Here is a 23,810-nt window from a genome sequence, read left to right as displayed (position 1 = left end):
TGAGCGACTGCCGCACAGAGAAGCCAGTGCGTTGCGGGGGTGGAGGAGTTTGTAGCACCTGGCGCAACACAGAGAAATGAGGAGAAGAGAGTTTTTTAACCAGTTTTTGGGTATTTTTTTATTTAGAAGTCCCTATTATAGCGTTTCCCGGTCTGGTGAGATACAAGAACCCCACCCCCAACCCCCTCCCCGCAAGCGAGGAGGGGGCTGTGATGTACCTCTTTTGATTAGGAAACGCTATAGCATTGATCCTCAAACATTAAGCGTAAAACAAGTAGGCAAATTATTTCTGCTTATTGCTTCAATGTAGTTTTTAAGGAGTGTCAATAATTGAACAGGTCAAATATGCGCTCCCCGAAAACTTAATTTGTGGGGGAAATGTAGTCGCTAATTCTTTAAAGAATTGTCGAACTTTTTACTGTCTCAAAACCCAAAATTAAAAGCAAAGAAATAAACAACTTTTATGGTAAATCGAAATAAATCTATCAACAAGCAGCGTCAGATCTACCAATCTCTAGTAGCAACAGCATTATTGACTGGTAGCTTTTTCCAATTTGTTACACCTGTATTAGCTGACGGAACTACTGCGGGTACATCTATCAGTAACACCGCGACAGCAACCTACGAAGATCCTAACAGTCCAGGGACAACAATTAATGCCACGTCTAACACTGTAGTTGTCACTGTAGCAGAGGTTGCTGGTATTACCGTTACAGCATCTGGTGTAACAGATGCCACTACTAGCCCTACTAATACAACAGTTCAGGTTGGCGACTTACTAATCTACACCTATACCCTGACCAACGTAGGTAACGACCCCAGCAAATTCCACATTCCTAACCAAGCGACAACAACCGGGCCGGGTACAGTTTCTGGCACATTACCAAATGGTGGTACAGCTAATAGCCTGCAATATAGCACCGACGGCGGTCAAACGTGGACAAACATCCCGCAAGGCGGCGTAGACACACCCTCGGTTCCAGTTGGTGGTACTGTATTGGTGCGTGTACCGGTTACTGTCCAGAATGGCGCTCAAACCAACGACATAATCACCGTTACCCTTGGTAATACCCCTGGTGATGCTCAAAACCAACTGCGGAGTCCTGATGGTGGTGACGTGTTCACCGTAGATAACCCCGATGGTAGTATTACTGGTGAGGTAACTGGCGTGCCAGTTAATGGTACACGAGAAGCTAGCGCCACCGAGCAAATTAAGGTTGGTTTAACGCTGAAGACTTATGCTCTAGCTACCATTCTTAAGGTTCGCAGTGGCTATAACAATGCTGGCACAACTGCGATTACAGATGACAAGCTGACTTATGATTTGAGTTTGCGAGTTGAGTCTAACGATCCCACAGGGCAGGGAATTACGCCAGCAGCTTTGACGGGTACAAGCATCAATGTTAATGGTGCTGCTGGCAACTATATTTTAGTTTCCGATGCGATTCCTGCGGGTACAGATTTGGCAGTAGCACCAACTCCACCTCCTGGTTGGCAAACTGTTTATACCATTAGTCCAGTTACAACTAATGCTAATACAGCTACTTGGACTACGACTGCACCAGCCTCTCTGGCCTCAGTTACCCGCGTTGGTTTTATCAATAATCCAGCGACTATTACTTCCATCGCTCCTGGTACAACGGTAAATGGCTTCTCAATTCAGCTAGCTGTTAAATCAACTGCAACTTCACCCTTAACCGTCGCTAATATCGCTCAATTATTTGGTCAAACACCTACCAACAATTTCCCAGTATACGATGACTCTGGCGACCAAAATCCCAGCAACTACGACGGTTCCCCAGGCAATATGACACCTCCTGCGGGTACTGATACCAATAATGATGGTGTTCCCGATGCTTTACCACCTGCTAGTGTTGATGATGGCTATATTAATACTCCAACATCTCCAGAAACTGGAACTGACACGGGTAATAACAACAGTGGTACTGGTACTGGTGGTGAGGCAAACGTCTTCACAGTGCAAGCACCTGTTGCCTCAGCATTACTCAACGGGCCGCTGAATGCCCCGGATGCCACTGGGCCATCGGGTCTGACTAACGATGACTTCACGAACAAATCTTCTCTCGTTCCTGCTGGTACAGCACCTGGTAGTACACTCGATCCTCAATCAGTTGGTTTCACCAACACAATTAAGAATAGTGGTACTGATGCAGGCTTATTGAAGATAGAACCAACGCCACCAGCAACTATAGGAGATTTGCCAAATGGTACGAAGGTAACTATTACCTATAATAGTCAGTCTGCTGTCTATACGTACAATAATGGAGTGTTTACAACACCTGGTACAGCAATTACAATCCCCAACGTTGCTCCTGGTGCAAGTATCAACTACGGTGTGGAAGTTGATTTACCTCCAGGCACGCAGTTATCTACTGATATTAACAGAGGCTTCCCAGTACCCATTACTGCTTCTATTGACAACTACACAACGGATACCAACGCTGATGGAATCAAAGATAGTGGCAACGATAATATCTTTGATTCATCCAACATTACTATCGATCGCGTTTACACTGGTTTCTTGAAACTGCTGAAAAAGTCACGAGTCTTACAAGGAACTGGGCCTGTAGTTCAGGGGAATGACGGTACATTCAGTATCGATCCGAAGAAACCTGCACCGGGGAATATTATTGAGTATCAAATTCAGTACACAAATATTTCCGATCCTCAATCTGGAACCGGTAACGTGATTTTGAATGCTAACAAAGTGGTGATTATTGAAGATGGTACGCAAAGCCCCAACAACTGGGCATTAGACAACGATACCAGTGGTCAAATTGATACTAGCAACATTGTTGGTTCAGCTAAGGATTCTGGAACTGCAACTATCCAGTTCTTCAGTGGTAATCCAGCTAATACTTCTGGCATCGACCAAACCGGAACTACAGTAAACGCAGATATTACCAAGTATGTAGATAGTGTAACTGGCGCGATCGCACCGGGTATTCAAAGAACATTTACCTTCCAACGCAAGGTGAACTAATTCGTTGGGAATGGGGAATGAGCGATCGCTGCAATTAGTTTACCTCACTCCCCAACCCTTAAACAGCAAGCAAATAGGAGAGTGACTATTTCTTGGCAAAAGCAGGGAAAGATAAGTCAACAATCAGCATTCTGAAAGTTTTTTGAGGTTATTTGTATGAAGCGTGTTTCTCTTGCAGGTTTAGGAGCGTTTGCTCTCATTGCTACAGTTCCATTTATCGGTCAAATTCCAGGAATCGCAAATGGATGGCACTCAGATAGTGCTGTTGCTCAGAATATCAAAACTCAAGGGCAAATACAACTGCGTTTAGAAGTAGAAAAGCAAGTGGTAGCCCAAGATCAGCAGGGTAAGCAAAGCCAGAAATGGGAACCTTTGAAAGGTCAAGCCGTGGTACGTCCGGGGGATGTGTTGCGATATACCTTGAGTGGCGAAAATAAGAGCGATCGCTCAGTGAAGAATTTAACTCTTAATCAACCTATTCCCAAAGGAATGGTCTACGTGCTGAAATCTGCAAATGTCCCCAATAATGCCAAAGTCATTTACAGCATTGATGGTGGGCGCAGCTTTGTTGAAAATCCCACTGTGAAAGTTACTCTTCCTGGGGGCAAAGTGGAAACCAAACCAGCACCAGCCATTGCTTACACCCATATCCGTTTGCAGATTCCGTTACTTGCAGCTAAGACAACGGTATCAGCGACTTATCAAACCCAAGTGCGCTAATTGGGTTGGGGATTGGAGAAGATTTTCTGCGAACGCTAAGGGAATTGCTGCTGCTTCCGAAACGAGATTTACACCATTTAAAAATTCTGGATTTCCAGAAATAAATAAGTGCTTTTATTAACAACAGGCTTGACATTTCAGAGGAGATGTGTTCTGTGAGCCGTCTTCAAAACCAAAAACAAATTACTTCTTGCAGTAGCTGGTGGCGACGGTTAACAGCTACTGTTCTTCTGGGAAGTTTTTTGCATACTATTACACCTATACCAGCGAACGCCCAGCAGACTAACAATCTAGCTGCATCTTTGCCATTAATAAATCAAGCTACTTATACTTATACAGACTCTGTTACTAATTATCAATATCAAGGAAGTTCTAGTCAGCTTAATGTTACTCCTAGCCGATTATTCGATCCATTAGGGCGGATTTTAGGTTGCGCCGGCACTATTTTATCTGACTATACAGGTTTTTCAGTTGGGGTATACGAACCTAATTCTAGCGACCCAACGGGTACAGAATTGGGCAGCTTGGTTTCTTTGACTCGAACAGAGTTACCCGATATTCCTAATAACAACGTTCCTGGTGGGAAATCGCCAAATACCGAGAATAGTAACCCTTATTTCGTTACGAATAACCCTGCGGGTGTCTACAATTTCCTACTCGATCCGAATAAGGGTCAAATCGATCCAGGTAGAATTTACATTTTTGTAGTTAATCCACCACCAAATTCTATCTACAAACAACGGCGAATCAAGATTGAAATCATTGGTAGTACTGGCACACAAGGTAATGAGGTCGTGCGATATGTTGCTACTTCTCTGGATGGTCAACCAATAAGTACCACAGGTGAAACCAGGGTAGAGCAAACAGTTGTTTTAGTTCCTAATGCAGAAGTTGTGGGACTAAATTTATTAGCCTTTGAATTCAGCACAAATTTGTGCCAAGCCAATCAGTTGCAGATTATCAAAACAGGCGATCGCGCTGCTGCTGAACCTGGAGATACGGTAATCTACCGTCTGTCGGTAAAAAATCTCGCTGATGCTGGTTTGAATAATATATTTATCACCGACAGCCTACCTTTAGGATTCCAATTTTTACCTAAATCTGTGCGGGGAGAGTTGGATGGTCAAGCAGTTACTCTCACCTCAGAACGCAATGGGAACACGGTGATTTTCAGGACAGACGTAACGATTCCCACTGATAAAGTCTTGAATATTGCCTATGCTGCTCAACTAACAGCCGATTCTCTGCGCGGTAATGGTCGTAATAGTGCGATCGTCAATGGTCAACGGGCTGATAACCGTTTTAGCACCAAGGATGGCCCTGCAACCCATCAGTTGAAAATTCGTTCAGGAATCGTCTCTGATTGTGGCACGATTATCGGTCGCGTGTTTGTTGATAAAAACTTTGATGGCGAACAACAACGGGGTGAGATGGGAATCCCCAATGCAGTGATTTTTCTAGAGGACGGAAACCGCATCACTACAGATCCTAATGGTTTGTTCTCCTTAGCTAATGCCTTACCTGGATACCACACAGGTGTACTAGACCTCAGCAGTGTACCCGGTTACGCCCTAGCTCACAACGAAAAATTCCGCGAACGCAATAGCCAATCTCGCTTGGTGCATTTAGAACCTGGTGGTTTGGTACGCATGAACTTCGCAGTTACCCCCACATTCCAGGAGCCAGTCAAGAAATGAAACCCAGACTGCACTGTGAAACTAGATTTAATCTGAAGATGATGGGGGTAATGCCAGTAATAGCTCTCAGTCTTGTTTTGTATCCTGCCATAGTCAAAGCAGAATCAGCTAGTGAAAACCTCTTTTTCCCTTCGCAAGCAGACAAGGGTATAGAGCAGAATAGAGTTGCTGAAAAAAGCATAAATTCAAATTCTCCCGATCTGTTGGGAAGTTCCGAGCAGCAGTTTCTACCTCTTGAAACGGAAATACAACCATTTCAACCAGCAACTTCTATTACTTTACCCAGAGGAGATAAAAAGGACGAAGGCCAAAACAGTGAGAGACAGTTGCAAACTTCTCCAACGGAAATACAACCATTTCAACCAGCAACTTCTGTTACTTTACCCAGAGGTTTACGCAAAATAGCCGGAATAGTTGAAGCCAAAGAGGAAATTCCCCCTCCCTCCATTTCTGGAGCAATCAAAATCCTGACTCCGACGGCTAACAGTGTTGTAGATGTACAAGCTACCACAGTAATTTTGCAATTCCCTGCTGGTAGTCAAGTGGAATTGCGGGTAAATGGTGTGTTGGTAGATCCTTCCTTAGTGGGACGGACGGAAACTGAGGCCAATACTAACTTGGTAACGCAGACATGGTATGGTGTCTCCTTAAAGGAAGGTAATAACACTATCTCTGCACAAGCAGTTGGAGGAACAGAACCCCCTGTAACAGTGCAAGTTGCAGTCCGAGGAGCGGCACAGCGACTAACCTTAGAAACAGTTGAGTCCCGTATCCCGGCGGATGGACGTTCTACAGCCACCATCAAGGGTCAACTCATTGATGCAAATGGCAATCGCTCTAATCGTGATGCTGTTATCACCTTGATACCTACTGCTGGGGAGTTGGTTGGGAAAGACTTCAAACCCGATGAACCCGGATTTCAAGTGGCGGCAAAAGGGGGGCAATTTACTGCGATTTTGCGATCGCAATTAAAAGCGCAAACTGTGACAATTCGGGCGATCGCTAATGATTTGGAAGCCTTTACCCAATTGCAATTTGAAACTGCACTGCGTCCCAGTTTGGTAACAGGGGTAATAGATTTACGTTTGGGCGCGAGAGGGACAGATTATTATGGCAGTTTTCGTGATTTCCTCCCTCCTAACAAAGATAACGGCACACAATTAGATTTTCATTCAGCGATATTTGCCACTGGTGCGATCGGGGAATGGTTGTTTACAGGTGCATATAACAGTTCTCGTAATCTGAATGAAGATTGCAACTGCGATAATCGCCTATTTAGAACTTACCAATCCAGCGAGCAAAACTATCCTGTCTATGGCGATAGCTCGAAAGTTGATGTGGTCGCTCCTTCTATTGACAGTGTATTTTTGCGTTTTGAGCGTTCAAATGGTATCCCCGGCTCCGATCCTGATTATGCTATGTGGGGTGACTACAACACAGAAGAGTTTGCAAGGCGATCGCAGCAATTTACTTCTATCACCCGTCAACTCCACGGCTTTAAAGCTAACTACAACTTAGGAAACTTACAAATTTCCGGCTTTTATGGCAACAACTTAGAGGGATTTCAACGGGATACCATTGCTCCCGATGGTACTAGTGGTTATTACTTCCTCTCTCGCAGAATATTACAAGCAGGTAGTGAGAATGTCTTTATCGAGTTAGAAGAACTAAATCGTCCTGGAACTGTATTAGAACGCAAACAGCTTAACCGAGGCCCAGACTACGAAATCGATTACGATCGCGGTACTTTATTATTCCGCGAACCGATTCTTCGTACAGATATCGATCAAACTGGACAAGTATTGGTACGCCGGATTGTTGTTACTTATCAATACGACGACCAAAACTCTGATAGCAATATCTTTGCTGGTCGTTTGCAATATAACCTTTCCCGGAAACTCAATCAAGAAAGTTGGATAGGAGCAACTTACCTCCAAGAAAATCATGGGGTGCGTGATTTTCAACTCTACGGTGCAGATGCGCTGATCGCTTTGGGTGAAAAAGGCAAGTTAATCGCAGAATATGCCCATTCCATGAATGATTCTGATGTTGTGGGAAAAGTCAGTGGTGATGCGTACCGATTGGAAGCTGAGGGAGAAATTGCCAATGGGATTCAAGGTCGAGCCTATTATCGCTTTGCTGATACAGGTTTTGTCAACAATGCCACTATTAGCTTTGTTCCAGGACAAACCCGTTATGGGGCGCAGGTTACAGCTAGACTCACCTCAAGTACCAATGTCAGGGCGCAATATGACCACGAAGACAATTTTGGGATTGCTCCCCAACCCCTAGACACCTTTGAAGAACTGTTTGCACCCCGTTCTGAGGCTATACCTGGGAGCCAAGTTGATAATTCTCTGACGACGATTTCGGCTGGGATTCAACAACGCTTGGGTAGTGCCACTTTGGATGTGGATTGGATTCATCGTCGTCGGGAAGACCGAATTTCTGACAACGCCTTAAGTAGTAATTCCGATCAATTGCGATCGCGTTTCACAGTTCCCATCGCTAAGAACCTGACTTTCCAAGCTCAAAATGAACTCAGTTTATCTTCCCAAAAAGATACAGTTTACCCAGACCGCACCATCTTAGGGTTGAATTGGGCATTAATTCCTGGTGTCAGTGTCAGTCTGGCTCAACAGTTTTACACTGGCGGTCAATTTTCGGGTAATTCCATCACCAGCTTAAGTGTCAATGGCGAACACAAACTCGGAACCGATACTACTTTGACTGGTCGTTACTCAATTTTAGGTGGTGCTAATGAACTAACTACCCAAGGAGCAATAGGTTTAAATAACCGCTGGACTATTGCTTCGGGATTGCGGCTGAATTTAGCTTACGAACACATATTTGGCAACTTCTTTGGACGAACTGCGGCGGGTCAACAATATGCCCAACCCTATGCCTTTGGTCAATCAGCATCTGCGATCGGATTTGAAGGTGGAGATAGTTACAGTGTTGGGCTAGAATACTCTGATAATCCCCAGTTTCAAGCCAGCGCTCGTTACGAACATCGCACTTCTTCTGGTGGTAGCAATACAGTAATTACCGCAGGTGCCGCAGGGAAAATTTCTCCGGCTCTCACAGCTTTGGTACGCTATCAACAGGCAAACTCTTCCAATCAAAAGCTGTCAGGATTGGGAGATACCGCTAACCTGAAGTTGGGTTTAGCTTACCGCGACCCCAATAGCGATAAATTTAATGCTTTGTTGCGTTATGAATATCGCCAAAATCCGGCGATTATTCCTGACACTATCCTGTTAGGAAGTGGTACAGGTTCCCAAGACCATACCTTTGCATTAGAAGCTATTTACGCTCCTAACTGGCAATGGGAATTCTATGGTAAGTATGCTTTGCGTAACAGTACTTCTTATTTGGCTAACGATTTAATTGGTACAAGTACGGTTAATCTGGGACAATTACGAGCTACCTATCGTTTGGGATATAGCTGGGATTTAGTTGGTGAGGCTCGTTGGATTGGTCAATCTAACTACAGTGAGACAGGTTTTGTGGTAGAAACAGGCTATTATCTCACTCCTAATTTGCGCCTTTCGGCTGGATATGTGTTTGGGAAAGTTGATGACCGGGATTTTTCTGGGACACGTTCCGCAGGTGGAGCATATTTGGGTTTCACGGTTAAACTGGATGAATTATTTGAGGGCTTTGGACAACAAAAGCCGGTGCCACGTCAGCAACCAGAATCCACGGTGCAAAGCCTGATAAAGAAATTACGAAATAGAGAAATTACGAAACTATAGTGGTTCTCAATTGCATAAAATACAGAGCATTCGTAGGGGTACAGCGATGCTCATTAGTATCAAACGTGAAACCCTTGTGAAGAAACGATCTTGAGTTCACTCACCTCTGATCGCGATCCGCGTCACCCCAACCCAGCTTTGCTGACGCAAAACCTCTCCTCCCCTTAGTAAGGGGAGGGGATTGAGGGGTGGGGTAAAATGCCTGTGAAATAAGCATTTGAGCTTAAGTTGACACCAATGAGCGTGTGTCCCTAATGTGTTGCATCCAAACGAGAATCACTATAAGTTTGTAAAGCGACTAGAAGTCGCCCAAAACATTTTCATTAGACAGACAAGGGTTGTTTGACTTCAACTGGTTCACCTGTCAAGCTAAAAGGGCGAACTTCGGTAATTTTTACTTTTACTAACTGCCCTTTCAATTCTTTGATGTCGCCATTAAAGAATGTCAAACGATTACCATCAGTACGTCCCATCACCTGGGTTTGATCTTTGGGGTTTTGGTCTTCTACTAAAACGGATTCGATGCGTCCAAAGTAACGTTGCGATCGCTCGGCTACTTTCAAGTTTCCTAAATGATTGAGCCGTTGGAGGCGATCGCTTTTAATTTCTTCACTTAGTTGATTGTTCCACAAAGCGGCAGGTGTCCCTGGACGCGGCGAATATGCTGCTGTATTCAGCATATCAAAGCCAATATCTTCCACCAGTTTCAGGGTATTTTCAAACTGTGCCTCTGTCTCCCCAGGAAAACCAACAATCGCATCAGCACTAATTGAGGCATCTGGCATATACCGCCGAATGGTATCGATGATGCGGCGATATTTTTCATGGGTATAACCCCGCGCCATCGCCTTTAAAAGTTCATTATCCCCAGATTGAAAGGGAATGTGGAAGTGTTTGCAAACTTTGGGCAACTCAGCACAAGCCTTAATCAATCTCTCTGTAAAATAACGGGGATGGCTAGTAGCAAATCTTAACCTTTCAATCCCTGGCACATCATGGACGTAATAAAGTAAATCTGTGAAGTTGTGCAGATGCCGACCTTCTGGCGTTGTTCCTGGCAAATCTCGGCCGTAAGCATCAATATTTTGACCGAGTAGAGTAATTTCCTTGTAACCTTGCCGTCCTAATTCTGACATTTCATCGCGGATGGCTGACGGTATACGAGATTGTTCGACTCCTCGCACATTGGGAACCACGCAGTAGGTGCAGCGTTCGTTACAGCCATAAATTACATTTACCCAAGCTGTTACCTTACTATCCCGTCGCGGCTGTGTAATATCTTCAATAATGTGAACCGACTCGGTTGCTACAACTTGATTGCCTTCAAACACCGATTCCAGCAAATCTTTAAGGCGGTTGGCATGTTGTGGCCCCATTACCAAGTCTAATTCTGGAACTCGTCGCAACAGCGCTTCGCCTTCTTGCTGGGCAACACAACCAGCAACAATCAGTGTTAAATTAGGTTGTTCATGCTTACGCTTCGCCTGTCTGCCAAGATAGGAATATACCTTTTGCTCGGCATTATCTCGAATTGTGCAGGTATTGTAGAGAATCAAATCTGCATTATTCGGGTCTTCAGACCATTCAAAGCCCATATCTTCTAAAACGCCAGCCATGCGCTCTGAGTCAGCTTTATTCATCTGACAACCGAAAGTAGTGATGTGGTAGTGGCGTTTAGAAGTGGTCATGGTCAATTTTGCTTAATTAGCTAATGTATATAAGGTTTATTCCCATTCTATAACGCTCTTAGGAGGATGTTTTAAAAGTCCACCACTGGTAAGATTTCTTGGGATGACGACTCAACCAAGATTAAGGGTCATTGTCCCCTTTTGGCGATCGCCAAAAGGGGATGCTCTCAGTTGAGCGATCGCTAAATGGTATAGTTGCGGAGGCAAAGTCAATCCCATAATTTCAGCAGTTAATTTTTTTCGTTCTTTATTTCTGCTAAAATCTTGTCAAGTTTATCGTTTGCGTCCTTAGCAAGTTGAATGCAACGTACACTTGAAACTGTTCAGAAAGTCAACTGGGCGGTTTCCAACCAGCTAGCAAATTCGGATAAGCTACAGGTGTGGGGAAAATTCTCTGGAAACTATTCTGACGCTCTTGTGGCTTTTCTTTGCCCATATTCCAGAGAGATTCATAGAAAAAGAAAGAGACTCCAGCAAAATTGCGATCGCGTACTTTTTGCACTTGTGTCTGAATCTGCTGTATCGGTACGGATTTATTTTTCAAGCCAGCCAAAATACCTACACTCACTGGAATATGTCTTTTTGCCGCTTTCACTTCTGGATACTCTAATTCGGTGATAAAAACATTCAAGTCATCTCGATATATCTGCAAAACTAAATCTTCAACAATTCCTAGCCGTTCCCACTTCTGCCAGTCTGCTAAAAAGAAATCATAAGAAAAACGTTGGGGATTAGGAGCAACGGAAACTAGGCAATTTTTTTTAGTAGCTTTGATGGTTGTAAATACCCGTTTCATAAACTCGGTGATTTTGTTAGCTCTCCAACTTACCCATTCTGGATCTTTAAAGTTTTTCGAGGGAGCTTTACCACGGTGTTCTTTTTTGTAAAGTGCTACTGTATAGGCATCGTATCCTAATTCTGATGGTAAGCCAAAATGGTCATCAAATTGAATGCCGTCAATATTGTAGTTTCTGACAATTTCAATGATTAAATCTTGAATAAATTCTTGGACTTCAGGGCGAAAGGGATTTAGCCAAACGCGATTATCATTCCCATCTTTGACAATCCGAGTTCCATCGCTGCGGCTAGTGAGCCATTGGGGACGATTTTTAGCTAATAGAGAATCGGCTGGTGCCATAAAGCCAAATTCAAACCAGGGAATCACTGTTAACCCTTTTTGATGTCCCACATCGACAATTTCTTTGAGGATATCTCGTCCTTGTAATCCAGGTGTGGGATCGAGCGATCGCCCGATAACTTTTTGAGCAACTTTGCTAGGATACAATGTATAGCCCCAATTCCAAACCGCCGGATATACGGTGTTAAAATTGAGTTCGTCAAGGCGTTGCAAAGATCCCTTGAGGCGATCGCGCTCGAATAACACATCACTATCAATATTTGTTAACCACACCCCCCTTAACTCAGATGCAGTTCGCGGCAGATTAATTTGAGCGTTCAAGGGGAATGATAGCATCACCGTAGCTACCACACTCAAGGTAACTATAGCGGCAAACAACCCAGACTTTCTGCTTTGGCCAATATTCCACCAAGAAGCAAACTCAACACTCCACTTGAGAAATCTTTTCATCATTTGCTACAGACATTATCAAATTATGAACAACTGGCATAGATAGCGATCGCTTCGATTGTAAGCGCTAAAACAATCGCCATCTAATCCCATCAACTTAATTCAGAATTATTTTTATTATTTGGCACTGGTTGCGAGATGATTCCAGACTTTGACTACTGTCTGTAAATTCTTTGGCAGGTTATCTTTAGAAATATCGTTGTACTGAACCGTACCTTCTGGGCTGGTAAGAGTAAAGGTGATATAGTCAGCAGCACCACTGGGGGCTGGGTAACTCAGATTTTGGAATTTACTAAATTTAGAACGTTCTAAAAATCTCTGAAATTGTTGCACCTGTTGTACAGAAACGCGGCGAACACTACGTTCAGAATCATTTGCATCACCAATCCGCACGCGAATTAATCGCCCATCTTTGAGTAAAACAGTCTCGTAAGTTCTACCAGCAAAGCCACCACTAGAAATTTGCCGAAATACTACATCTCTATCTAATGGTGGTGGTAACTCGCTGGCTGGAATTTGCACAGGGGACAGTGTACCTTCGCTAGCCTTTTGATTCAGCCTGACTGTGGAACCTGTCTGATTGGTATGATAAATCCACTTTTGTTCGCCATTAGATACCACAATCAGCCAACCAGGAATTAACGCTTGGGTACAGAATTCATCAGCTTTAGGCAATTCCAAACAACCATTGCGCCAAGTCTGTTGATTATAATCAATAATTTGCAGTTCTCTGGCTGAAATTCCCTGTCTGCGGGCTAAATCTTGTAGTACCGCGTTAGATACTGGACGTGGCAAGCGGTTTGATTTAATATTGTTTTTGAGAACTTGATTACTTGTTTCTAGCGATAAGTTTACAGAAGCGCCTTTAGCATCTTTGATAAGTGTTAAACCGCTAGTAACAGACAAAATTCCAGTCAAAATCAAAGCAGTGAAAATTCGCGCTTGGTTAGTGTTAAAGTAGTCTTTCAGCATGAGCTTCATAGTAATATAGCGGTGTTAATCAAGAGTTATAGAGATCAAAAATAATATCCAGACACTAATAGACAATAAAATACATAATTACAGAACTTCAGCAGTTGGAATTAATTTAGTGGATGTCTTCTGAAACACATATAAAGACAGACGCTGATGTACTGATTGTTTGTTCCTTATATAAATTATCGATGAAAATGCACTCAATCAAAACTCCCTATAGTTTTATGGCAATAGAGTAATAACTTAGAAGCTCAGGCTTCATAAAATGAGAATTTTTTTAGAGAAGGGAATACATACCCCTGTTTTAAAAAATAGCTTGCGAGGAAATCTGGCAAGGCTGTTTGCCTCACCTGGGTAAGCAGAGGTTCAATAAAAGTAATTTTAAAGCTAAGGTTTTGCTCGGATCAACCTAGCGGGTACAAGATTTTGCAAGTAAGCTCAGGCAATATTAGGCACTGATGGCTTGTTGTTCGGCTTCAACTAACTGATTGTGAGGTACATCAAATCTAATGGTACTAGCTGCCCAGTCTTTGAAATCTGGTGCCAGCCAGACTAGCTTACGTAGAATTTCATCATTTACCCACAACACCAACGGAAACTGAAACTGTTTCCGAAACTCATCTCGCATGATGTTAGTACTGATGATTAGTTGGTTAATTTCCACTACAGATTCTAAACCCCGTACCATCAAAGCTTCGGGTTGAGTAGCACCAATTGCAGTTGTAATTGCTGTATATAATGTGTCAGACGCAGGTGAGAGCAGGATTTCGTGGATATCTGCTGATGAAAATTCTGTTAACAGATTCAGCACTTGCTCCTGCCTTTCAACACAGTTACAACAAGCTAATATCAGCGAGAACTCGCCACCAGAAACCATCATCGCCCTTGCCAGCCTTTTAGTGGCTGCGGTGCTGCTAACTGTGCCGTTTTCCGAATTACTTAAGCTGATCATTAAAAAATCCTGCTTTGAATTTTAAAAATATCTGAGCAATATTCAGTTATTCTACCCTATGATTTTTTACTCAAAAGTGTTAGACCGGGTAATTTGGATAAAGTTGTTACTTTAATACTAATGACAGTCTACGGATTATGTAAGGAAGAAGTATATTGTGTATTATCCCACACTTAATAATTAAGGAATAATGTAAAGGTAGCATCAAAATCATGTGAGCAAAAGATAATGCAGGCAAAAGGAAGCAAGTAAAGAATTAGCAATTTAATTACACTATATTTTCATAGATTTTCGCATCTATCCTTGGTTAAGTAATTATTTTTTAATATAAAGTTAAAAAAATACTCAGTATTAGTTTAACAACAAAGATTGGGAAGTGCGAGAAAACTTGACTGGCTAATGGTTTACTGTCACCTACGATAAGTCGCCTAGCAATGATTTTCCCTTGCAAGCTACTTTGGGGCGGGTGTAGAGTCGTGAAATGGTATCAGCCCAATATGCAAAAATCTCTCTTCATTAAAATTAACTCATAAGCTAATGAGCATTTAAGTTGCATAAAAGCAGGGCTGAAGCCCTTACTACGAGCGAATCATTCTGGAAAAATGAATGACGATTAGCTTATCATGTCCGCTTGATTGCTTATTAGACCCGAAGAACCCCACCCCGCCAAAGGATAGCTTTGTCGGAGTGGGGTTCTTTTCTTATGGGTAATTTAGCGGACATGATATCATCCGTTTGATAGACCTGTAAATCGAAGATGTCGCCTCGTTATATCATGTCCGTTTAAGGAATTATCATGAAGGCCGCAGTTCTTGCTGGGGGTAGGGAGCAGGGGGAGTAAGAAAAATATAATCTGAATAAATTGGATAGTTTATTTTCTGGAAGTCCCTAAATTCATTAGCAGGCTTGGTTTCTGGTAGTTTTAGGAATTATTCGAGGGTGAGAGATCAAGGAATTGCTGTTGTCATCCTCTTGAATTCTGTATTATTGCCACTCTGCCAAAATTGTATCGTTTATATTTTTGGCTGAGATAAATCCATCAAATTTGCCAGCTTGTAAACTACCCGCGCTCCAACATTACCATCCCACTCGGCATCACCAACTTCACAAATATCAAAGCCAATAATTTTTCTACCACTCTTGACTAATTCCCGGAACAGAAAAAATGTTTGCTCTAATTCCAGCCCACCTGGAACAGGAGTACCTGTACTTGGGCAAAGTTTTGGATCTAAACCATCGACATCAAAGCTAATGTAAACAAACTCAGGTAAATGACTGATAATTTCTCGGCATAAATCAAGCCAAGTTGTTCCAGAGTAAAGCTTTTGTTTAATAGCTGGGTCGTAGTATGCAATAATGCGATCGCTAGATTGGTCTATCATTTGCACTTCATCATGACTAATATCACGCAAACCCACTTGCACTAGCTTGGAAATTTGCGGTATTTTCATCGCATTAAACATAATCGATGCATGGGAAAACTCAAATCCCTCATAAGCATCGCGTAAATCTGCGTGGGCATCAATGTGCAAAATGCCATAGTTGGCGTAGTTAGCCGCTAATGCTTGGAAATAACCTAACGGCGAACTGTGATCTCCTCCAATAACTGCAACTTGCTTACCCTTGTTAATTGCTTCTTGGCAATTGTCAAACAGCCATTGATTTACCTGTTGTCCAGCCTGATTAATTTCTGTGAGGACAGGTGTTAAATCTGGTGGATCTGAGAGTTCTTTACCTTGGGCTAATCGTTCAATAATTTTTGCTGCCAAGGCGCGGTAGTATGTATTCTTCTCTAAGATATCTTGGGGAATTTCTACCATGAAAATTCCCTGCTTCCAACCATTAGGGTTATCGAAATCGAACAAATCTAGTTGAGTCGAAGCATCGAGAACTCGCTGGGGGCCGTTAGCAGTTCCTGCACCATAAGAAACAGTGACTTCCCACGGCACACCAAATACAATTAGGTTTGCAGATTCATAATCGCAGGGCAAACCTAAGAGGTTGCCATTTATTTCACCTACGCCGCTAGGATTGTAGTCTTGTAGTTGATTACTCATCGATTATCTTCTGGATTTACGTGGATAGACAGCACGCCGCCTAGTGGACATCTGCATTGTAATCAAAATTTTTCACAGACAGTTAGGGACTTCCAAATAAAAAAATACCCAAAAAACTGACGAAAAAAACTCTCTTCTCCTCATTCCTCTGTGTTCTCTGTGCCTCTGTGGTTCGTTTATTTAGGTAATTTATTTCTTAGAAGTCCCTTAACTACAACGCTTCTATTATTTGGTTGAAATTGCGGCGATACACCTGTTGACTGAACTCCTGCCACTTTTTGTCTGATGAATGGGGCGATCGCTGTAATGTTGCCTCTTGGACGTATGCCATTAATGGGCGACGAAGATGTTCGTATTTCTCGAAGGCTTTGGCTATAGCTTGCAGATTATCCCAGTTATTCTCTTCAGCAATTTTAGCGATGAGTGTTGTAACTATTAACGCATCTTCCAATCCTTGATTAGCTCCTTGAGCCATGAAGGGAGGCATTCCATGTGCGGCATCGCCAACTAAGACGATTCGCCCTACACTCCAGGCTGGTGGAATTGTAGCAGGATTAGCTTCAGGATTGAGGTCAGTTGGGTTAGAAACTTGTAAAGAATCTGAAATGCTAGCGTGATGAATATAGTATGGACGCTGCTGCATTTTGGCAGGAGGAGACAGACGCACTAATTGCTTGAGCGGATCAGGAAATCCTGCTTTTTCCAACTCATGCAAAGCTAAGTCAATTAAAGAACTTTCAGATTTTCCTTGCAACGATTCTAAAGGCAAAGCAAGATGTATTATGTACCCTGCCTCACCAGTTGGTCTGTAATATAAAATTATCCTGATGTTATTTATACAAACAGAATTTCCAGATATTTCATCATTAGTAATTGTTACAAGTGGTGAGTTTTGAAAGAAATCTTCTTTTAGTTTTGTCCATAGTTCCTTTGGTACTTCAGCTATTTCCCTACACAATATAGCTGCAAAACCAGAGTATTCAGGTCGGGCAAAATCATCAAATTGAGTATCTGTGTAAAGCAGCCTACGAACTGTAGAATTAATCCCGTCTGCTGCAACAATTAGTTTGGCTCTAATGGATTTTGTTGCTAATTCTTGAGGAGCAATATCTGAGTTTGGGGGCTGTGGATCGTTCTGTTTATGCCCATCTGTCCAATAGGCGTATGGGTTGGTTTCTATTTGGGTATTACCTACACAATCTATGCGGATACAACCTTTTTCCGGCTCATTTACAACATTAATGCAACGGTGATTAGCTTTAACTCGGTTTTCTGGAAGTAGCTGTCTGAGGGTTGTCTGCAAATTGTACCAAGAAATTGATACTCGTCCCTCGCCATAATCTTTAAACCAGTCATCAAAACTAAGCGAAATTGAGTTAATTATTTGTCCTTTTAAGTTTTTGTAAATCCATTTGGGTGAATTTTTTGGAGGTTGATTCTCTTCACGAGGTTCGACAGCGTTCTGGTCATTAGACTGCTGGGAATTCAATAAACCAAGTCCGGTTTGTTTGACTTCTTCGTAAGCGTTAGGATCTAAATATTTGAGAGCTTGTAATCCATTGGGGAGAAGATCCAATGTTTGCCCAATTTGACGAAAGGCGCGAGTTTGATCGATGACAAGGACATTTTCAATTCCACGTTTACGTAAGCCAATGGCAGTTGCTAACCCAATAGGCCCAGCGCCAACCACTACAACATCGTAGATTTCTTGAGAGGTAGAAGAGGCGATCGCAGATGCAGATAATGTATCAGCTTTGGTTGATGTATTTGTATGTGTATGAGGTGTTGATTTAGTTTCTGGCATATTTGTACATTGGATGGAAGCTGGACAATGTGGAAAGCTATAGCCATCAAGTTACATAGGATGACACAACAATTTTAAAATCAAATATAAAAAGTTAGGTATTTTGCTGCGATCGCTCTTTTTGCTCGACGGTTCGTGTTCAGAGGTGGAGCGATCGCCCTTTTTGCTCAATTCAACCTACATGGATATTAATTTTTAGCCTTAACCAATACCTTTGCCAAAAAAATTCCCACCCAGACATTTACCTGGATGGGTAATATATAGCGGTTCTCAGTTGAGTGAGGTACAAGAACCCCACCCCCAACCCCCTCCCCGCAAGCGAGGAGGGCACTATGATGTACCTTGTATGATTAGTAAACGCTATAATACGGGACAAAATAATCTTCCCGAAATAAGTAGGGTAATTATTTGCTCTCTGTAAAATCAGCGTCAATCACATCGTCGCCGCTACCAGAACTAGAGGTGGAACCGCCATCTTGAGGTTCAGCCCCTGGTGCAGCACCGGCACCAGCTTGTTGATAGATGTTGCTACCAACGGCGAATAGAGCTTGTTGCAATTCTGGAGTGAGCTTTTTGATTTGCTCATCGTCTTCTTTAGCAACTGCTTCCCGCAGTTCTTTCACTAAACCTTCGACTTTGGTCTTGTCAGCATCGGGAACTTTATCGCCCAATTCTTGTAACTGCTTTTCAGCTTGGTATGCTAAAGAGTCGGCTTGGTTCTTGCGTTCAATCTTCTCACGTTTGTCTTTGTCAGATGAAGCGTTTTGTTCAGCTTCTCTTACCATCCGGTCAACATCAGTTTTATCCAGGGTGGAAGCACCAGTTATGCTGATGGACTGTTCTTTACCAGTACCTTTGTCCTTAGCGGTGACGTTAAGGATACCGTTAGCGTCAATATCAAATACTACTTCAATTTGAGGAACGCCACGTGGTGCAGGAGGAATACCATCTAGGCGGAAGGTTCCCAAACTCTTGTTATCGTTAGAAAATTCGCGTTCACCTTGAAGGACGTGAATTTCTACGTTGGTTTGACCATCCACTGCGGTGGAGAAGACTTCCGATTTCTTGGTGGGGATTGTTGTGTTGCGGGGGATAATTTTGGTCATCACGCCGCCCAATGTTTCAACACCCAAAGAAAGCGGTGATACATCTAACAGTAAGATGCCAGTAACTTCATTATTCAATACACCTGCTTGAATAGCTGCACCAATTGCGACAACTTCATCAGGGTTAACACTTTGATTAGGGTCTTTACCCAATACCTGCTTCACAATCTGGTGGACTGCGGGAATCCGGGTAGAGCCACCAACTAACACCACTTCATCAATATCGCTTTTGCTTAACTTGGCATCCCGGAGAGCGTTTTCTACAGGGATACGGCAACGGTCGATTAAGTCAGAACAAAGTTCTTCAAATGTGGCGCGAGTCAGGGTTGTATCCAGGTGCTTGGGGCCATCCTGGGTAGCGGTGATAAATGGCAGGTTAATTTCTGCTTGAGTAACGCTAGAAAGCTCAATTTTGGCTTTTTCTGCGGCTTCAGTCAGACGTTGTAAAGCTTGTTTATCTTTGCGTAGTTCAATGCCTTCGGCTTTCTTGAACTTTTCAGCTAAGAAGTCAACTATTTTTTTATCAAAGTCGTCACCACCAAGGTGTGTATCCCCAGATGTTGCTAGTACTTCAAAAACTCCATCTCCTACTTCCAGCACAGATACGTCGAAGGTACCACCACCAAGGTCAAATACGAGGATGGTTTCGTTACTCTTCTTGTCAAACCCATAAGCTAGAGAAGCAGCAGTTGGCTCGTTGATAATTCGCAGAACTTCAATTCCGGCGATTTTACCAGCATCTTTTGTCGCTTGCCGTTGGGAGTCGTTAAAGTATGCGGGAACGGTGATTACAGCTTGGGTGACAGTTTCACCCAAGTATTTGCTGGCATCTTCAACTAGTTTGCGAAGAACCTTTGCAGAAATTTCTTCAGGAGCAAACGGTTTACCAGCTATCGGACAATCTAATTTTACATTGCCGTTGCTGCTGAGAACTTTGTAAGAAACTTCAGTTGCTTCGTTACTTACTTCATCGTAGCGGCGACCGATAAAGCGTTTGACTGAGTAAAACGTATTTTCGGGGTTCATCACCGCTTGGCGTTTAGCGATTTGGCCAACCAAGTTGTCGCCATTTTTCGCAAATGCTACTACTGATGGCGTTGTCCGAAAACCTTCAGCATTAGCAATTACTGTAGGTTTACCACCTTCCATCACTGCCACGCAGGAGTTTGTTGTTCCTAAGTCAATTCCAACTACTTTTGCCATTTTAGGTGCTGGCTCCGTATAACTACAAATGAATGAATGAGAATAAAAAGGACTAAATTTTGAACCAACAGGTCAATAAATCAGCCAATTCAGCATGAATACCTTTGATTTGGCTTTCCTGGGGTTAAAACTCCAGACTATGCTGATATATATACTGAAGTTTAGTGGTAGCCAGTCCATGAAGGGTGGTTTCCCGAACCTTGCTTGGGACGGTTAAACTAACTAAATTGTGTTTTTAGTTGGTTCATGGATCAATTTGCCTTCACTCTGTCTAATGTATGAGAATTAATACTTTCAGTAATTAGGGTGAACCGTAACATCAGAGTGGTGTTTGCCGTCTTTAGAGGTAAAGTATTGGGAATTAGGGATTGGGAATTGGGGATTGGATAAAATATCACTCAGCACTTAGCAGTTACTTAAGTCGAGAGAAAAGAGTTTTCCAATCAATCACAGGTGGTCTTTGTCCCTGGTTGACTAGTTCAAAAATTTTCCTGGAAGTACTTGGCTGAAAAAGGCATTCCACACAAGCGTTTGCTACATCAATCCGGCTGGCATCACCTGAAAGTGTATCCCCAGTGCCTACGACAACACCGTATTTACCCCCTGTTTTTGCCTTTAGCAGTGTGTTGAGGTCGTATGATGTATATGGCCCGTCAATCAAGCGTCCTGGGCGGATGATGGTGTAGGGTAATCCTGAATTAATAATGGACTCCTCACCCTTTTGTTTGGCATCTAAGACACCAAAAGCATTAAGAATACTAAAAGGAAACTGATTTTTACGGAGAATTCCACAGGAAGAGACGAAAACGAATCGCTTCAAATTTCTGGGTGCTGCTGTAACTAGGTTGCTGACACCTTGGGCATCAACTTTAGCCGGACTATTCTTTGCTTTTGCTTGGCTAGATTTAGGGTTAAGGAAAGTGATTCCCCATTCAAGCAAGTTTGGGGTTTGGTCAAACTCCCATCGCGCAGAGGGAAAGGCGGTGGTTCCAGCACAACTGATGATGTGGGTGACATTTTGCGTTGCGGCTGTGAGTGTAGCTGGCTGACGGATGTCACCAATAGCAATTTCCACTCTTTTGTTAAACATTTCTTCGGCTTTTGCGGCATTGCGTGTTAGAACACGAACTTTCCAACCCTTTTCTAGGAGTTTGCCTACTACCAGTTGCCCCACTCCACCAGTAGCACCAGCAACTAGTACCAAATCTTCAGCTGAAGTTTCAAAAGAAGTCATAAATTGCCTTTGAGATAGTCTATTTTTAATCTACTCAAAAAATGCGATCGCGTTGTCTCTCGCAAAGAAGGGATCGCCAAGATAGACCCAAATTAGAGACTTCCAGTTAAAAATTTGGCTAATAGCTGTTGACTTTGTAGCTTTTAGGCACACATGTGGGAATTTTAAAATCAGGGCAAACTCCCCAAAACTAAATCAGCACAGTAGCCAGCACTTGAGGTTTCGAGCAAGGAATGAAAATTAGTCAAAAATTAATTGCGGGTATTTTAGGAATGGCTACTCTCTCAGTAATCGTTGGTGCAATTAGTGCCCATCAACAATTGAAGATAGCTAAGTACCTTGCTCAACAAGAGGCTGAAGAAGTTGCTGGACTACTGGGATATTTCGTGAGTCATGAGCTTGAATCCCACGAAATGCGATCGCGCCAGGAGATGCTAGCCCACTTACAAGAGCATGTTCAATCGCTACACAAGCAACGTCAACGCGATCTGGAGATTGTAGATCGCAATAAAATCATTCTGGCAGATGTAGTTGCAGAAGATATCGGTACGCGATTAGATGAGGATCGCAATAATGAAGTTGGTAAAACTATTCAAGATGGTATACCAAGAACATATATTGAGGCTAGTCCTGAGTACCCACAGGGGATTCAATTGATTGCTGTTGCTTTTAAGACTAGCAAGGGTGAAACACTTGGTGCAGTCATTCTGGAATATACACCGCTTTATAAAGTAGCACTAGCAACAGCCGAAAAAAATATTGTTGTGACATCGGTCATCAGTTTGGCTTGTGGCATTCTGGCATTATTAGCAGGCTATTTGATCTCTATAAGTATCTCAAAACCGATTAAACAACTCCAGCAAGCTTTGCTATATCTGGCTGAAGGAAAGTTGGATACCAGAGTTAGTATTCACTCTCAGGACGAAGTTGGCGAGTTAGCAACCTCGTTCAATAAAATGGCAGACGATTTGCAACATTCTAGAAATAAGTTAGTCAATGCTAACGAACAATTACGAGATGAAATTACCGAGCGCCAGCAGGCAGAAGCAGAACTTCAGCAAGCTCTGAAAGACCTACAAAAAACCCAAATCCAATTAATTCAATCTGAAAAAATGTCCAGTCTAGGTCAACTAGTGGCGGGAGTTGCCCATGAAATCAACAATCCGGTTAACTTTATCTACGGCAACCTCGAATACGCTGATGATTACACTCAACAGATGTTGCTGTTAATTAAGCTTTATCAAAAATACTACCCCTATCCAGAGCCAGAAATTCAAAATGCTAACCAACTGACCGATATTGAGTACCTAATAGAAGATTTGCCTAAGATGTTAACCTCAATGAAAATGGGGGCTAAACGCATCCGGGAAATCGTTCTCAGTCTCCGAATCTTCTCTCGTTTGGATGAAGCTGAGTTTAAAACAGCAGATCTGCATGAAGGAATCGAAAGTACTCTGCTAATTTTGCAACATCGGCTCAAAGCACAAAATAATCGCCCTCAAATTCAAGTGGTTAAAGAATATGGTGAAATGCCTAAAATCCAGTGTTTTGCAGGGCAAATGAATCAGGTATTTATGAACCTCTTGACAAATGCAATCGATGCTTTAGAAGAGGCTTTCCAAAAAGAACTTTGTCCAAATCCCTTGATTCGCATTTCTTCTCAACAGGTAAATGAATTTGCCGTGATTCGGATTGTTGATAATGGATCGGGAATTCCAAAAGAAATCCAGTCGCGCTTATTTGACCCTTTTTTCACTACGAAAGCAGTTGGTAAGGGGACTGGTATGGGATTATCGATCAGCTACCAAATAATTGCTGAAAAGCATGGTGGATCTTTAGAATGTATTTCATCACCAGGACAGGGTGCAGAGTTTGCGATCGCAATCCCAATTCGAGCCGGCAAATCAGCACAATTATCAATCTGCGATCGCCACGATCAGGTAACAGGGTAAATATAAGGGTTTTTGAAAAATAAGTGCGTAGGCGTAGCCCGTCGTAGACATCGCCATATAGGGGAAATTGCT

The 23,810-nt window shown here is 42.8% G+C and carries 13 protein-coding genes; 5 read left to right on the top strand and 8 right to left on the bottom strand.

Features of this window, described 5'->3' with window-relative positions; all coding sequences use genetic code 11:
- The first annotated feature begins 463 nt into the window (after positions 1-463).
- From V7K55_RS21385 to V7K55_RS21370, 4 genes are all read left to right on the top strand, one after another.
- Positions 464-3,004 (top strand): beta strand repeat-containing protein, encoded by a 2,541-nt coding sequence (locus tag V7K55_RS21385; protein ID WP_334834651.1) that lies wholly within the window; start codon positions 464-466, stop codon positions 3,002-3,004.
- Between the two features lie 156 nt (positions 3,005-3,160).
- A complete protein-coding gene (locus V7K55_RS21380; protein ID WP_334834650.1) occupies positions 3,161-3,724 on the top strand; it encodes a hypothetical protein in 564 nt (187 codons plus the stop codon).
- Positions 3,725-3,870: 146 nt separating this feature from the next.
- On the top strand, positions 3,871-5,421 hold the full coding sequence (locus V7K55_RS21375; RefSeq protein ID WP_334834649.1) for a hypothetical protein: 1,551 nt from the start codon (positions 3,871-3,873) through the stop codon (positions 5,419-5,421).
- Complete coding sequence (locus tag V7K55_RS21370) at positions 5,418-9,179, top strand: TonB-dependent receptor (RefSeq protein ID WP_334834648.1); 3,762 nt, start codon at positions 5,418-5,420, stop codon at positions 9,177-9,179. Before V7K55_RS21375 ends, V7K55_RS21370 begins: the two co-directional genes overlap by 4 nt.
- Before the next feature lie 323 nt (positions 9,180-9,502).
- Here the strand turns inward: V7K55_RS21370 and miaB are convergent, their stop codons facing one another.
- The 8 genes from miaB to V7K55_RS21330 all read right to left on the bottom strand — a co-directional run bounded on the left by miaB (position 9,503) and on the right by V7K55_RS21330 (position 21,786).
- The gene (miaB, locus tag V7K55_RS21365; RefSeq protein WP_334834647.1) at positions 9,503-10,867 is read right to left on the bottom strand and encodes a tRNA (N6-isopentenyl adenosine(37)-C2)-methylthiotransferase MiaB; all 1,365 of its coding nucleotides are present in this window, start codon (positions 10,865-10,867) and stop codon (positions 9,503-9,505) included.
- A gap of 331 nt (positions 10,868-11,198) precedes the next feature.
- Positions 11,199-12,455, bottom strand: a complete 1,257-nt coding sequence (locus V7K55_RS21360; protein WP_334834653.1) for a glycoside hydrolase family 10 protein — start codon at positions 12,453-12,455, stop codon at positions 11,199-11,201.
- A 117-nt stretch (positions 12,456-12,572) separates the two neighbouring features.
- Entirely contained in the window at positions 12,573-13,436 is an 864-nt protein-coding gene (locus tag V7K55_RS21355; RefSeq protein WP_334834646.1) for a hypothetical protein, read from the bottom strand.
- A 442-nt stretch (positions 13,437-13,878) separates the two neighbouring features.
- Positions 13,879-14,382: a hypothetical protein gene (locus tag V7K55_RS21350; protein ID WP_334834645.1), complete on the bottom strand. Its 504-nt coding sequence runs from the start codon at positions 14,380-14,382 to the stop codon at positions 13,879-13,881.
- A gap of 1,013 nt (positions 14,383-15,395) precedes the next feature.
- The gene (gene speB, locus V7K55_RS21345; protein ID WP_334834644.1) at positions 15,396-16,439 is read right to left on the bottom strand and encodes an agmatinase SpeB; all 1,044 of its coding nucleotides are present in this window, start codon (positions 16,437-16,439) and stop codon (positions 15,396-15,398) included.
- A 211-nt stretch (positions 16,440-16,650) separates the two neighbouring features.
- Complete coding sequence (locus tag V7K55_RS21340; RefSeq protein ID WP_334834643.1) at positions 16,651-18,243, bottom strand: FAD-dependent oxidoreductase; 1,593 nt, start codon at positions 18,241-18,243, stop codon at positions 16,651-16,653.
- Between the two features lie 404 nt (positions 18,244-18,647).
- Positions 18,648-20,552, bottom strand: coding sequence for a molecular chaperone DnaK (dnaK, locus tag V7K55_RS21335; RefSeq protein WP_334834642.1), 1,905 nt, complete (start codon positions 20,550-20,552; stop codon positions 18,648-18,650).
- A gap of 412 nt (positions 20,553-20,964) precedes the next feature.
- Positions 20,965-21,786, bottom strand: coding sequence for an SDR family oxidoreductase (locus V7K55_RS21330; RefSeq protein ID WP_334834641.1), 822 nt, complete (start codon positions 21,784-21,786; stop codon positions 20,965-20,967).
- Positions 21,787-22,019: 233 nt separating this feature from the next.
- Here V7K55_RS21330 and V7K55_RS21325 point away from each other — a divergent pair, with 233 nt between their 5' ends.
- Entirely contained in the window at positions 22,020-23,738 is a 1,719-nt protein-coding gene (locus V7K55_RS21325) for a sensor histidine kinase (protein ID WP_334834640.1), read from the top strand.
- The last annotated feature ends 72 nt before the right edge of the window (positions 23,739-23,810 follow it).

Source organism: Nostoc sp., from assembly GCF_036919895.1.
Lineage (GTDB): Bacteria > Cyanobacteriota > Cyanobacteriia > Cyanobacteriales > Nostocaceae > Nostoc.
Note: the sequence above shows the minus strand (reverse complement) of the source record. Positions and strands in the feature narration are given on the sequence as shown.

Bases quoted from the DNA above. Each gene is read 5' to 3' on its own strand.
- dnaK (WP_334834642.1), bottom strand. From the start codon at position 20,552: ATGGCAAAAGTAGTTGGAATTGACTTAGGAACAACAAACTCCTGCGTG.
- miaB (WP_334834647.1), bottom strand. From the start codon at position 10,867: ATGACCACTTCTAAACGCCACTACCACATCACTACTTTCGGTTGTCAG.
- speB (WP_334834644.1), bottom strand. From the start codon at position 16,439: ATGAGTAATCAACTACAAGACTACAATCCTAGCGGCGTAGGTGAAATA.
- V7K55_RS21375 (WP_334834649.1), top strand. From the start codon at position 3,871: ATGTGTTCTGTGAGCCGTCTTCAAAACCAAAAACAAATTACTTCTTGC.
- V7K55_RS21370 (WP_334834648.1), top strand. From the start codon at position 5,418: ATGAAACCCAGACTGCACTGTGAAACTAGATTTAATCTGAAGATGATG.
- V7K55_RS21350 (WP_334834645.1), bottom strand. From the start codon at position 14,382: ATGATCAGCTTAAGTAATTCGGAAAACGGCACAGTTAGCAGCACCGCA.
- V7K55_RS21355 (WP_334834646.1), bottom strand. From the start codon at position 13,436: ATGAAGCTCATGCTGAAAGACTACTTTAACACTAACCAAGCGCGAATT.
- V7K55_RS21330 (WP_334834641.1), bottom strand. From the start codon at position 21,786: ATGACTTCTTTTGAAACTTCAGCTGAAGATTTGGTACTAGTTGCTGGT.
- V7K55_RS21385 (WP_334834651.1), top strand. From the start codon at position 464: ATGGTAAATCGAAATAAATCTATCAACAAGCAGCGTCAGATCTACCAA.
- V7K55_RS21360 (WP_334834653.1), bottom strand. From the start codon at position 12,455: ATGAAAAGATTTCTCAAGTGGAGTGTTGAGTTTGCTTCTTGGTGGAAT.
- V7K55_RS21325 (WP_334834640.1), top strand. From the start codon at position 22,020: ATGAAAATTAGTCAAAAATTAATTGCGGGTATTTTAGGAATGGCTACT.
- V7K55_RS21340 (WP_334834643.1), bottom strand. From the start codon at position 18,243: ATGCCAGAAACTAAATCAACACCTCATACACATACAAATACATCAACC.
- V7K55_RS21380 (WP_334834650.1), top strand. From the start codon at position 3,161: ATGAAGCGTGTTTCTCTTGCAGGTTTAGGAGCGTTTGCTCTCATTGCT.